Below are 13,106 nucleotides of genomic sequence, written 5' to 3' on the forward strand. Positions count from 1 at the left end.
TAGGGGAGTCTATACGTAAAAAAGGAGATGTAGGAATGGAATGGATATCGGTAATTGGACGGACAATGCTTTTGTATATCATTATCTTAATTATTTTTCGTCTTATGGGTAAACGTGAGATAGGAGAGCTAAGTGTATTAGATTTAGTCGTATTTATTATGCTTGGAGAAATGGCTGTAGTAGCAATTGAAAATACCGATAAATCACTTTGGCATCAATTAGTTCCGATGGCTTTTCTTATGTGCATACAAATCATTTTGTCAGTCATTTCATTAAAGTTTCAACGATTTCGGCATTTAATAGAAGGTGAACCAGCAATTATTATTAATGCGGGAAAGATTGATGAAAAAAAGATGAGAAACCAGCGATATAATATTGATGATTTAATGATGCAATTAAGGGAACAAGGAGTTGGAGATATTCGGGATGTAGAATATGCTATTTTGGAACCGTCTGGGAAGTTATCTGTCTTTCAAAAACAAAAAAATAAACAAGATACATTGCGGTTTACGCTTCCTCTTATTATTGATGGAGAAATTCAATCTAGCCATTTACAAATGATTGAGCATACAGATGAATGGCTTATTGAGAAATTAAAAAACTTAGGTTACAACGATATAACACAAATTTTATACTGTAGTTTTCAAAACGGACAATTTTTTGTTGATTTAAAAGAAAATTAGATACTTATTCTTTGAAAGAGTAAGAATGATTAGTGTAACTAATAATCAGTGGAGATTACCCCACTGATTAAAGTTTCACCTTATTTCAAAAATGAAAGTTTACGAATAATAGGGAGGCGACTTAACTCTTCTTTTCGAATGAGTTTGAAAGTGAAGAGAAGTACGATATAAACAATTGTTGTTAAAGTGATTTCCCATAATGTTTGTATGCCAAGGGAATGAGAGAAAATAATATATTTATGAAGATAAAAACCGAAGGCGCCTGCGATACCGATGGCAAGTCCGCCGAAAATATAGTCTTTTGCGTAAATGGTAAATGTAATCTTTTTCAAAACAGTAGCGTAGTGAAGAAATGTTACTGTTACAATATTTGCAGCGATAGCAAGGGCAACCCCCATCATTTGAAATTCTGGCCTTGATGCTAGTACAAAAATAACGATTAATTTCACGATGGCACCAATAAATGTATTCATCATTGCAGCTCTTGCTAAGTTTAAAGCTTGCAAAACAGAGGTAAGTGGACTTTGGAAATAATGAAATAAAAAGCAAGGCGCAAGAAGTTGAATGAATGCTGTTGCGCTGTCTGATCCATACATAAGAGTTAAAACAGGAGAAGCGAATACGTATAATATAACGACAGACCATCCGCCGGTAATTAATGAAATTCGAAGTGCTTGTTGTAAACGGTGCTCTACTAATTTATGTTGTCTTTTTGCCATTGCCTCACTAATAGAAGGAACGAGCGCTGTAGAGAGAGCGTATGTAATAAAGGCGGGTAGTGATAGGAGTGGGAATGCATAACCGTTTAATATACCGTATTGCTGGGTTGCAACAGAAGCAGCGACACCAGCGATTGCTAAACTTTGCATAACGACAATAGGTTCAAAAAAATATGAAACGGAACCGATTAAACGACTTCCTGTAGTTGGAAGGGCAATATCCATCAGAGAATAAAATGTCCCTTTGCTTTCTTTTACAGTAGTGAAAAATTCAGAACGTATTGATAAATGTTTTTCTCGCTGAAATAACGTGAGTAAAAATAATAACGATGCAACTTCACCGAGAACAGCTGATAACATAGCGCCGGCTGCAGCGTATTCTATGCCGTAAGGTAAAAATAATTGGATGCATATAGCGATAATGGTAATGCGGACGACTTGTTCTAGAACTTGCGCATAAGCGCTAGGTTTCATGTTTTGTTTCCCTTGAAAGTAACCACGCAAAACAGAAGAAACAGCAATAACGGGAACAACGGGCAAAATGGCCATTAATGGATAGTACGTTCTTTCGTCGGTTAATAATGTTTTTGCTAAAATAGGTGTGAGGAACATAATTCCGATTGTTAAAATGATACTAATAACGGATGTAACAGCTAGTGATACGGTTAATATTTTTTTAACTCTTTGTTTATCGTTCACAGCTTCCGCTTCTGCTACAAATTTTGCGATGGCGACAGGAAGACCAATTTGTGTCAATGTAATTGCTAAAATGAATGTAGGAACGGCCATCATATAAAGACCAACGCCTTCTTCTCCTAAAATACGTGCCATTACTATGCGGTTGATAAAGCCGAGTATTTTTGTAATAAAGCCGGCTATCATTAAAATAAATGCGCCTTTTAAAAAGCTTTGTCTCGTCATGTTCTTCTCCTACCTTCTCAAAATCAATGGAATGATTTACAATAATTTATATGCACGTACGAGACAAGAATGACAAGCATTTAAGAGAGTGAAGTATGATAGTGCTCTTGAAAGTAGTTATTGCTGTCCATTAGAGCGGGATTAAAGCGACTTTTTCGTGCTGAAATAAGAAGGAGATGTTATAGATGTTAGATAGAGAGGCTTTGGTAGAATCATACCGCGGACAGTTACAAGTCGTTTTAGAAAGTAAAGTAGAAGAGTTTCAAATGTTCGGTTACGACCGAGTGACAGATGATGATATTTGGAAGTTTCTTAAAGTGAAAAAGTGGAAGAAGATAGACAGCGATGTTAGATTGTATGAATTAGTTAATGACGTATTAACAGTAACAGCTAATGAATATATGACATATTTAACTGTTGAAGCTTACCAAGCGCCACTTTGGTCATTTGATGAGTACGAAAATAAATAACCGACTGCAATTGGTTTGTTCTTCCTTTTGCAGTATAATGATATGTATTGATAAAGAGGAAATAATTATGTCTAAGATTATATATAAAGGAGGTAGTGAAGAGGAAAATAAATGATGGAAGTGTAGGTAGTGTAAAAGCTTACCTATACAGCTAGTGATGAACTAGCAAAAATTATAGAAAGGAAGTCTACTAACTAGGCGTATGCACACGTATAGCAGTGAATCGTAAGAGATTTATTGAAAGTGTTAGTAGCAGAAAGAGGGTACATATGGCAAAGCGTGGTACGAGAATTGCTGCCTTTTTCATCATCGTCTTATTAATCGGTGGAGTAATTGGTTCGGCAGGAAAAGACATAGCAAAAGGAATTAGTCTAGGACTAGACCTTCGCGGTGGTTTTGAAATTCTGTATGAAGTAAAACCAGCCAAAAAAGGTGATAAAATCGATCGAGACGTACTTGTAAGTACAGTAGGTGCTCTTGAAAATCGTGTCAATGTTCTCGGTGTAAGTGAGCCGAACATTCAAATCGAAGGGCAAGATCGAATTCGTGTACAGCTTGCTGGTGTACAAGATCAGCAAAAAGCGCGTGAAATGTTATCGACACAAGCGAAATTAACATTCCGTGATGTAGATGACAATCTCCTTATGGATGGAGCGGATTTAAAAGGCGGCGGAGCGAAGCAAACATTTGATGAGCAAGGCCGTGCAAGCGTAGGTCTTACACTAAAAAGCGCTGAAAAATTCCGTGAAGTAACTGAAAAAATTTCAAAAATGCCACCACCAACGAACTTAATGGTAATTTGGCTTGACTTTGAAGAAGGAAAAGATTCGTATAAAGCAGAATCTGCAAAACCGAATCCGAAGTTCTTATCAGCAGCAACAGTAAACCAAGTATTTAACCAAGCTGAAGTATCTATCGTAGGTGGAAACTTCACAGTTGAAAGTGCGAAACAACTTTCATCTTTATTAAATGCAGGTGCACTTCCTGTTGATTTAAAAGAAATGTATTCAACATCTGTTGGAGCGAAATTTGGTCAACAAGCGTTAGAGCAAACGATTTTCGCTAGTGCGATTGGTATCGCTCTTATTTTCTTATTTATGCTTGTATTCTACCGTTTACCAGGACTTGTAGCGGTTATTATGTTAGGTTTATACATTTTCGTTACATTACTTGTCTTTAACTGGATGCATGCAGTTCTTACGTTGCCAGGTATTGCAGCGTTAGTGCTCGGAGTAGGTATCGCAGTTGATGCGAATATTATTACGTACGAGAGACTGAAAGAAGAGCTGAAAATTGGTAAGTCCATGATGTCGGCATTCCGCGCTGGTAACCATCGTTCATTAGCAACAATTTTAGATGCAAACGTTACAACACTTGCAGCAGCTGGTGTGTTATTCGTGTATGGTAATAGCTCTGTAAAAGGATTCGCAACAAGTTTAATCGTAAGTATTTTAGTTGGTTTTATTACGAACGTATTCGGTACTCGTTTCTTATTAGGTTTACTTGTAAAGAGCCGTTACTTTGATAAAAAACCAGGATATTTTGGTGTGAAACAAAAGGATATTATTCCATTAACAAAAGGTGTAGTACATCCACCGACAAGATTTGATCGTATTAACTTCGTAAATATCGGTCATAAATTCCTTATTTTCTCGATTGTAGTTGTAATTGCAGGAGCAATTATTTTACCAATTTTCAAATTGAATCTTGGTATTGACTTTGCGAGTGGTACACGTATCGACTTGCAATCAAAACAAGCCGTTACTGTGTCTGATGTTCATAAAGATTTTAAAGAATTGAACATTGATGTGAAGGAAGAAAATATTGTACCGACTGGAGATGACAATAAAGGTTTCGCAGTTCGTACATTAGGTGTTTTATCAAAAGATGAAATTGCGAAAACAAAAACATTCTTCCACGATAAATATGGTACAGATCCAAACGTAAGTACAGTTTCACCGACAATCGGTAAAGAAATTGCACGAAATGCATTTATCGCTGTACTGATTGCTTCTGCGGTTATCATTTTATACGTAAGTATTCGTTTCCGATTTACGTATGCGTTATCTGCAGTACTTGCATTATTACATGACGCATTCGTTATGATTGTTATGTTTAGTATTTTCCAACTAGAGGTAGACTTGACGTTTATCGCTGCAGTATTAACAATCATCGGTTATTCTATTAATGACTCGATTGTTACATTTGATAGAAACCGTGAATTATACAAACAGAAAAAACGAGTGCGCGATATAAAAGACCTAGAAGAAATCGTAAATGCAAGTATTCGCCAAACGCTTGGTCGTTCGATTAACACCGTATTAACAGTGTTATTCCCAGTAATTGCACTGCTTATCTTCGGTAGTGAGTCACTACGTAACTTCTCGTTTGCGTTACTTGTTGGATTAATTGTAGGTACGTACTCTTCTGTTTTCGTTGCCTCTCAAATTTGGTTAATGCTTGAAAACCGTCGTTTGAAAAAGGGAAGAAACAAGAAGAAGGTTGAGAAAGTAGAATCTGAACCGCAAGTATAGAAAAGATGATGTCTCTTTATGAGGCATCTCTTTTTTCGTTTGTGGATACAATAAGATAGCAACTTTTTTACAGAAAGAAGATGGAAGAAAGTGGTGGTGTTATCACTGTATTTGTTAAAATAAAAAGATAGGTTAAGAAAAGAAGGGATTTTAATTATGGAAAAAGATGAACGTTTTAAACAGGCCGAGTTTGGTGCTATTGTCGGGATCGTTGGTAATATTATATTAGCGATTGTAAAGGCGGTAATTGGTTATATTGGGAACAGTAAAGCACTGTTAGCGGATGCTGTGCATTCTGCATCAGATGTAATTGGTTCGCTAGCTGTACTTTTTGGATTGCGAGCGGCAAAGCAGCCACCTGATGAAGATCATCCGTATGGTCATGGTAAAGCGGAATCGATTTCAGCGATTATTGTTGCGGTATTATTATTTATTGTGGGACTCGAGATAGCGATTTCGTCTATAAAAGCTTTTTCGCAAGAACTAGAACCGCCAAAAGGAATTACGATTTTTGCTGTTGTTCTTTCAATCGTCGTGAAAGAAGGAATGTTTCAATATAAATTCCGATTAGGGAAAAGAGTAAACAGTGATGCAATTATTGCAAATGCATATGAGCACCGTTCGGATGTATTTTCTTCAATTGCAGCTTTAATCGGTATTTGTGCAGCTATAATCGGTGGTAAGCTTGGTATAGACTGGCTTGTATATGCCGATCCGATTGCGGGATTAGTTGTTTCACTTCTTGTTGTAAAAATGGCATGGAGCATTGGAGCGGAAGCAATTCATGCAACGCTTGACCATGTTCTTCATGAGGAGGATGTTATTCCGCTTAGGGAAGCAGTTCTTCAAGTAGATGGTGTGAAAAAAATTGGTTCTTTATATGCACGGGAGCATGGTCATTATGTTATTGTCGATATTAAAGTGTCTGTAGACCCATACATTACCGTAGAAGAAGGACACCGTATTGGAAAACATGTGAAAGAAATACTTATGAAACAAGATAATGTACAAAATGTATTCGTACATATAAATCCGTATTCTCCAAATTAAACATCATTAATATTTTAGTATATAGATATTGCATCGTAGTTTGCATTATATTGTCACCCCTTAATCTGTCTTGTATAATGAACAGGTTAAGGGGTGATTTCGTGTTACAACCGAAGACGCGTTGGAAAGAAAAAGAATATAATGACGAGCGAGTGAGTGAATTAGCAAGTAAATTACAGTTATCGCCACTTGTCGTTTCATTATTCCTCGGTAGAGGACTAGATACAGAAGATAAGATTTTAGATTTTTTAAATACAGAAAATCAAGAATTTCATGATCCATTTTTATTAGAAGGAATGGATAGAACGGTAGAACGTGTAAATAAGGCGATTCAAAATGGAGAGCAAATATTAATATTTGGTGATTACGATGCGGACGGAGTAAGTAGTACGACGGTTTTATATCTTGCTCTTCAAGAATTAGGTGCAGAAGTAGAATTTTACATTCCAAATCGTTTTACAGAGGGGTATGGACCGAACGAAGAAGCGTTTCGTTGGGCGCATAGCGCAGGGTTCTCACTGATTATTACGGTCGACACGGGCATTGCAGCAGTACATGAAGCGAATGTAGCGAAGGAGCTTGGAATAGATCTAATTATTACAGATCACCATGAGCCACCGCCAGAATTGCCAGAAGCACTTGCGATTATACATCCGAAATTAGAAGGTGGCGTATATCCGTTTCACTATTTAGCTGGTGTAGGTGTTGCGTTTAAAGTTGCGCATGCATTATTAGGCCGTGTACCAGAACATTTATTAGAGATTGCAGTAATCGGTACAGTAGCCGATTTAGTATCACTTCATGGTGAAAATAGGTTGCTAGTGAAACGTGGTTTAAAACATATGCGTATGACGAGAAATATTGGTTTGAAGGCATTGTTTAAAGTTGCTAACGTTTCGCAAAGTGAAATTACAGAAGAGAGTATTGGCTTCTCAATTGCACCGCGTATTAATGCGGTCGGGCGTTTAGAAGATGCAGCGCCGGCTGTACACCTTTTATTATCAGATGATCCAGAGGAAGCGAAGGAGCTAGCTGAAGAAATTGATGAGCTGAACAAACTGCGAAAAGATATTGTAAAGCAAATTACAGAAGAGGCTATCGCTGAAGTTGAAAATAACTTCCCGCCAGAAGAAAACAAAGTATTAGTACTTGCAAAAGAAGGCTGGAACCCAGGGGTAATTGGAATTGTTGCTTCTAAATTAGTTGAACGTTTTTATCGTCCGACGATTGTATTAAGCATTGATCCTATAAAAGAAACAGCAAAAGGCTCAGCACGTAGTATTGCAGGATTTGATTTGTTTGCAAATTTATCAGATTGTAGAGAGTTATTACCACACTTCGGAGGGCATCCGATGGCAGCGGGAATGACGCTACATATGAATGATGTAGATGAATTACGTCGCCGCTTAAATGAACAAGCAGATGCAATTTTAACAGAAGAAGATTTTATTCCAATTACAGCAGTTGATGTTTTTTGTAAAGTAGAGGATGTAACGCTAGCGGCAATTGAAGATATGCAAAAACTAGCTCCATTTGGTGTTGGAAATCCGAAACCACGTATTGCAGTAAAAGATGCAGAGTTAGAAAGCATTCGCGCAATCGGATCAGATGGCTCTCATTTAAAAATGGCTCTTCGTGATGGACAAGCAACACTGGATACAATTGGATTTGGTTTTGGTGCATATGCGAAAGAAATCTCTCCAGTTGCAAAAGTATCTGTAATAGGAGAAGCGTCCATTAATGAATGGAATAATTTTAAGAAGCCACAACTAATGGTACAAGATATTGCTGTAGAGGCGTGGCAATTATTTGATTGGCGTAGTATGCGTAATGCAGAAGCAAATTTAGCAGAACTTCCGAAAGAAAAAATAACAATGGTGTATTTTTCTGAAGAGGTATTGAATAAATTTTCTTTAGAGAGCTATAAAGAAAAGCTCATGCATGCTTCAGAAGTAACGCATTTAGATGATCAATATATCGTGTTACTTGATTTACCAAAAGGAACAGATGAATTACGTGAGCTATTTAAGGTAGGATTCCCAGCGCGAATTTATACGCTATTTTATCAAGAGAATAACCATTTATTTAGTACAGTTCCGACGAGAGAACACTTTAAATGGTACTATTCTTTCTTAAGCCAAAAAACACCATTTTCTTTAAGACAATATGGAGAACAACTATGTCGTCATAAAGGTTGGTCAAAAGATACAGTAAATTTTATGACACAGGTGTTTTTTGAGTTAGAATTTGTTACAATAAAAGATGGCGTCATTTTTATGGCAGACAAAAAACAAAAGCGTGATTTAATTGAATCGAACACATATCGTGAGAAAATGAACCACTTACAATTAGAAAAAGAATTGGTTTATAGCACATATCAGCAACTATATACATGGTTTGAAACGATTCGTAATCATAAAGAAGTAGAACAGTTAGGGTAAAGGATTTGTATTTACAAACCTTTTAGATCTGAGGAGGATTCAGAAATATGGATTTCAAGCAACATATCGCAATTGTACCGGATTATCCGAAAGAAGGTATTGTGTTTAAAGACATTACACCTTTAATGAATGACGGTAAAGCATACAAAGCAGCAACAGATGCAATCGTTGAGTACGCAAAAGAAAGAGATATCGATGTTGTAGTAGGACCAGAAGCTCGTGGTTTCATTATCGGTTGCCCAGTTTCTTATGCGTTAGAAGTAGGATTTGCACCAGTTCGTAAATTAGGAAAATTACCACGTGAAGTAATTACAGTTGACTACGGTAAAGAATACGGTAAAGATGTTTTAACAATCCATAAAGATGCAATTAAGCCAGGTCAACGCGTATTAATTACAGATGATCTATTAGCTACAGGTGGAACAATCGAAGCGACAATTAAGTTAGTTGAAGAACTTGGCGGAGTTGTAGCAGGGATTGCATTCTTAGTAGAACTTACTTACTTAGATGGTCGTAAAATGTTAGATGGTTACGATGTATTAGTATTAGAAAAATACTAATCACTATATAGGTAAAACTACGGTGATAAAAAGTACCCGTGAATCTCTTGGAGAGGAGCGGGTACTTTTGTATAATTGAACAAAAAATCATGGTGAAATGTCAGTAAAATCTTTTCCTTTTCACAATTCACAATCATTGGGTTATAATGATAGAATATAATTTATTCTATTAAATAAAGATAAAGTCAATTTTCAATAAAAGGTGATTCGATGGCAAATGAGCAGGTACTAACAGCTGAACAGGTACTCGAGAAAGCAAGTCAATATTTAGCGGATGAAGATATTGAGCTAGTGGCACGTGCCTATGAATATGCACGTGATGCGCATAGCGAACAATATAGAAAATCGGGTGAACCGTATATTATTCATCCGATTCAAGTTGCAGGTATTTTAGTTGATTTACACATGGATCCAGCTACGGTATCAGCAGGTTTCTTACATGATGTAGTGGAAGATACAGAGATTACGTTAGAAGATATTGAACGGGAATTTAACAAAGAAATTGCTATGCTTGTTGATGGTGTTACAAAGCTTGGGAAGATTAAATATAAATCTCACGAACAACAACAAGCAGAAAACCATCGCAAAATGTTTATTGCAATGGCTCAAGATATTCGAGTTATTTTAATTAAACTAGCTGATCGTCTTCATAACATGCGTACATTGAAACATTTGCCTCAAGAGAAGCAGCGTCGCATAGCGAATGAAACGTTAGAAATCTTTGCACCTTTAGCACATAGACTCGGAATTAGTACTATTAAGTGGGAGCTAGAGGATACGTCACTTCGCTATTTAAATCCACAACAATATTATCGTATTGTAAATTTAATGAAGCGTAAACGTGCAGAACGTGAAGAATATTTAGAGGAAGTAATGACTGGTATTCGTGAGAAATTAGACGAAGTTGCGATACAACCTGAGATTTCTGGAAGACCGAAACATATTTACAGTATTTATCGTAAAATGGCACTGCAAAATAAGCAGTTCAATGAAATTTACGATTTATTAGCTGTACGTGTCGTTGTAAATAGTATTAAAGATTGTTATGCGGTGCTTGGAATTATTCATACGTGCTGGAAGCCGATGCCAGGTCGTTTTAAAGATTATATTGCAATGCCAAAAGCAAATCTATATCAATCTCTTCATACGACTGTAATTGGACCGAAAGGTGATCCACTTGAAGTGCAAATTCGAACGAAAGAAATGCACGAAATTGCAGAATTCGGGATCGCGGCACACTGGGCGTACAAAGAAGGAAAAACAGCAGAAACAACAGGTACATTAGAGAAGAAACTCACATGGTTCCGTCAAATATTAGAATGGCAAAATGAAGCTTCTAATGCAGAAGAATTTATGGAGTCATTAAAAATTGATTTATTCTCTGACATGGTGTTCGTCTTTACACCGAAAGGCGATGTAATGGAATTACCACTTGGATCGGTTCCGATTGATTTCGCGTATCGTGTCCATTCGGAAATTGGGAATAAAACAATTGGTGCAAAAGTAAACGGGAAAATGGTGACGCTGGATTATAAATTAAAAACAGGCGACATCATTGAAATTTTAACGTCGAAACATTCATATGGCCCAAGTCAAGATTGGGTAAAACTTGCTCAAACATCTCATGCGAAAAATAAAATTCGTCAATTCTTTAAGAAACAACGTAGAGACGAAAATATTGAAAAAGGCCGTGAACTTGTTGAAAAGGAAGTACGTGGTCTAGAGTATGAGATGAAAGAAGTATTAGCGCCTGATAACTTAAAACGCGTCGCTGAAAAATTTAACTTTGCAAATGAAGAAGATATGTTTGCAGCAGTTGGATATAGTGGAATTACAGCTTCGCAAATTGTTACGCGACTAACGGACAAGTTCCGCAAACAACGCGAAGAAGAAGAAATTGTTGAAGTTAAAGAAGTTCGTAAACCGATGAAAATTCGAAAATGGGATTCTGGTGTAAAGGTAAGCGGTGCTGATAATTTATTAATCCGTTTATCGAAATGCTGTAACCCAGTTCCAGGTGATGATATCGTTGGGTATATTACGAAAGGTCGAGGTGTATCGATTCACCGCCGTGATTGTGTAAACGTTCATACAGAAGAAGCTGTAGAACGATTATTAGAAGTAGAGTGGGAAGGTAGCCCTGAAAAAGAAATTGAGTATAACGTTGATATTGAAATTTCAGGTTACGATCGCCGTGGTTTATTAAATGAAGTACTGCAAGCTGTTACAGAGACGAAAACGTACATTTCAGCTGTTTCTGGTAGAAGTGACCGTAATAAGATGGCAACAATTAATATGTCAATCTCGATTCGTAACTTACAACACTTGAAAAAAGTAGTAGAACGCATTAAACGCGTTCCAGAAATTTATGCAGTACGACGCATGATGCATTAATAGGGAGTGTAGAAAGATGAGAGTTGTTTTACAACGATCAAAGAAAGCGTCTGTCACAGTAGACGGTGAGATCGTAGGACAAATTCCGTTCGGTTTAACATTACTAGTTGGCATTACGCATGAAGATACAGAAAAAGATGCAACTTACATTGCAGAAAAAATTGCGAACTTACGTATTTTTGAAGATGAGAGCGGAAAGATGAATCATTCTGTACTTGATGTAGAAGGACAAGTTCTATCTATTTCGCAATTCACATTATACGGAGATTGCCGCAAGGGAAGACGTCCAAACTTTATGGATGCTGCGAAACCTGACTATGCAGAGCGTTTATACGATTTCTTTAATGAAGAAGTTCGTAAACAAGGATTACATGTGGAAACAGGAAAGTTCGGAGCAATGATGGATGTTTCTTTGATCAATGATGGTCCGGTGACCTTAATTGTAGAAAGTAAATAGTGTTGATAAAAAAGAGAGGGTTATATAATCCTCTCTTTTTTATACATTGTTGTATGTTTTGTTCATTTATCATAGGATTAATTTAAAGGGGAATAAAAGGAAAAGAAGGTGTAGTATGCTTCAAGAATTTAATATAGCTTTACGTTTTATGCTAGAGTTATGTATTCTTGGGATTGTTGGATACTGGGGGTTTCGAGTAGGAACAACAATGGCTATAAAAATTACACTTGCTATTATAATTCCAATTGTTTTTGCTGTCATTTGGGGGCTATTTGGAGCTCCACATGCAGAATGGGAAGTACAAGGTATATTACATGTATTACTAGAAATTATCGTATTTGGAGTAGGTATTGTAGCGTTATATCATTTGAAGCATCATATGCTAGCAAGTGGACTGGCTATTGTTATTGTTGTAAATCGAATACTAATGTTTATTTGGAATCAATAGCAGTTTCGGTTATGTATAACTCTCTCATCAATATGGAACAATAAAAAGTAAAACATCCATATTGAATGTGAGGGATATACGTATGCGTATGAATGAAAAAGGGCATTCTGTTACAAATGGTGCAAATCAGCTATTTAACGTGAATTTTCATGATTTTATTTCAAAAGAGCAAAACAATACTTCAATGGAGCTTGCTTCCGAGTTTGGGATTTCTCTTCAAGATGTAAAGCGTTTAAAGAAGCAGATTGAACGCTCTTAGAGCACTTGACAATCCTACTGAACAAACGTATAGTAATTTTATATTTACATATGAATATAACCGTTGATAGAGAAGAGTAAATGAGACACACATGGAAAGAGAAGAAATGTCTTAGGCTGAAAACATTTCTACATGATGACTGATTGAATGACACTCTAGAGGTTTCAACT

11 protein-coding genes and 1 other annotated feature (1 of these 12 cut by a window edge) are annotated in these 13,106 nt (G+C 36.5%); of the genes, 10 read left to right on the forward strand and 1 reads right to left on the reverse strand.

Translation table 11 applies throughout. The features are described from left to right. The first annotated feature begins 35 nt into the window (after positions 1-35). On the forward strand, positions 36-683 hold the full coding sequence (locus ACTFRH_RS14490) for a DUF421 domain-containing protein (RefSeq protein ID WP_000454836.1): 648 nt from the start codon (positions 36-38) through the stop codon (positions 681-683). Between the two features lie 80 nt (positions 684-763). On the opposite strand, the gene spoVB is transcribed toward ACTFRH_RS14490, so the two are convergent. After that, complete coding sequence (gene spoVB, locus ACTFRH_RS14495) at positions 764-2,323, reverse strand: stage V sporulation protein B (protein ID WP_000198295.1); 1,560 nt, start codon at positions 2,321-2,323, stop codon at positions 764-766. Positions 2,324-2,508: 185 nt separating this feature from the next. Here spoVB and ACTFRH_RS14500 point away from each other — a divergent pair, with 185 nt between their 5' ends. The 9 genes from ACTFRH_RS14500 (at position 2,509) to ACTFRH_RS14540 (ending at position 12,936) form a co-directional block, all read left to right on the forward strand. Further along, positions 2,509-2,793, forward strand: a complete 285-nt coding sequence (locus tag ACTFRH_RS14500) for a post-transcriptional regulator (RefSeq protein ID WP_000886980.1) — start codon at positions 2,509-2,511, stop codon at positions 2,791-2,793. A gap of 269 nt (positions 2,794-3,062) precedes the next feature. Continuing rightward, positions 3,063-5,327, forward strand: a complete 2,265-nt coding sequence (secDF, locus tag ACTFRH_RS14505) for a protein translocase subunit SecDF (protein WP_001119051.1) — start codon at positions 3,063-3,065, stop codon at positions 5,325-5,327. A gap of 156 nt (positions 5,328-5,483) precedes the next feature. Further along, complete coding sequence (locus tag ACTFRH_RS14510; protein WP_000409743.1) at positions 5,484-6,377, forward strand: cation diffusion facilitator family transporter; 894 nt, start codon at positions 5,484-5,486, stop codon at positions 6,375-6,377. Between the two features lie 101 nt (positions 6,378-6,478). Next, positions 6,479-8,818, forward strand: coding sequence for a single-stranded-DNA-specific exonuclease RecJ (gene recJ, locus ACTFRH_RS14515; protein WP_000941239.1), 2,340 nt, complete (start codon positions 6,479-6,481; stop codon positions 8,816-8,818). 47 nt (positions 8,819-8,865) lie between these two features. Next, positions 8,866-9,378 (forward strand): adenine phosphoribosyltransferase, encoded by a 513-nt coding sequence (locus ACTFRH_RS14520; RefSeq protein WP_000346215.1) that lies wholly within the window; start codon positions 8,866-8,868, stop codon positions 9,376-9,378. A gap of 210 nt (positions 9,379-9,588) precedes the next feature. Then, a complete protein-coding gene (gene relA, locus ACTFRH_RS14525) occupies positions 9,589-11,772 on the forward strand; it encodes a GTP diphosphokinase (RefSeq protein ID WP_001262803.1) in 2,184 nt (727 codons plus the stop codon). A gap of 16 nt (positions 11,773-11,788) precedes the next feature. Next, positions 11,789-12,229, forward strand: a complete 441-nt coding sequence (locus tag ACTFRH_RS14530) for a D-tyrosyl-tRNA(Tyr) deacylase (RefSeq protein WP_001266965.1) — start codon at positions 11,789-11,791, stop codon at positions 12,227-12,229. Between the two features lie 115 nt (positions 12,230-12,344). After that, positions 12,345-12,677: a YrdB family protein gene (locus tag ACTFRH_RS14535; protein ID WP_000938749.1), complete on the forward strand. Its 333-nt coding sequence runs from the start codon at positions 12,345-12,347 to the stop codon at positions 12,675-12,677. Between the two features lie 82 nt (positions 12,678-12,759). Beyond that, a complete protein-coding gene (locus tag ACTFRH_RS14540; protein ID WP_001242605.1) occupies positions 12,760-12,936 on the forward strand; it encodes a hypothetical protein in 177 nt (58 codons plus the stop codon). A gap of 54 nt (positions 12,937-12,990) precedes the next feature. Next, positions 12,991-13,106, forward strand: a binding site (T-box leader) (it continues 115 nt past the right edge of the window).

The organism is Bacillus cereus group sp. MYBK216-1, from assembly GCF_051916495.1.
Classification (GTDB): domain Bacteria; phylum Bacillota; class Bacilli; order Bacillales; family Bacillaceae_G; genus Bacillus_A; species Bacillus_A thuringiensis_K.

What these genes read in the sequence shown, in the direction of transcription:
- ACTFRH_RS14490 (WP_000454836.1), top strand. Translation starts at nt 36, where the DNA reads ATGGAATGGATATCGGTAATTGGACGGACAATGCTTTTGTATATCATT.
- spoVB (WP_000198295.1), bottom strand. Translation starts at nt 2,323, where the DNA reads ATGACGAGACAAAGCTTTTTAAAAGGCGCATTTATTTTAATGATAGCC.
- ACTFRH_RS14500 (WP_000886980.1), top strand. Translation starts at nt 2,509, where the DNA reads ATGTTAGATAGAGAGGCTTTGGTAGAATCATACCGCGGACAGTTACAA.
- secDF (WP_001119051.1), top strand. Translation starts at nt 3,063, where the DNA reads ATGGCAAAGCGTGGTACGAGAATTGCTGCCTTTTTCATCATCGTCTTA.
- ACTFRH_RS14510 (WP_000409743.1), top strand. Translation starts at nt 5,484, where the DNA reads ATGGAAAAAGATGAACGTTTTAAACAGGCCGAGTTTGGTGCTATTGTC.
- ACTFRH_RS14520 (WP_000346215.1), top strand. Translation starts at nt 8,866, where the DNA reads ATGGATTTCAAGCAACATATCGCAATTGTACCGGATTATCCGAAAGAA.
- relA (WP_001262803.1), top strand. Translation starts at nt 9,589, where the DNA reads ATGGCAAATGAGCAGGTACTAACAGCTGAACAGGTACTCGAGAAAGCA.
- ACTFRH_RS14530 (WP_001266965.1), top strand. Translation starts at nt 11,789, where the DNA reads ATGAGAGTTGTTTTACAACGATCAAAGAAAGCGTCTGTCACAGTAGAC.
- ACTFRH_RS14535 (WP_000938749.1), top strand. Translation starts at nt 12,345, where the DNA reads ATGCTTCAAGAATTTAATATAGCTTTACGTTTTATGCTAGAGTTATGT.
- ACTFRH_RS14540 (WP_001242605.1), top strand. Translation starts at nt 12,760, where the DNA reads ATGCGTATGAATGAAAAAGGGCATTCTGTTACAAATGGTGCAAATCAG.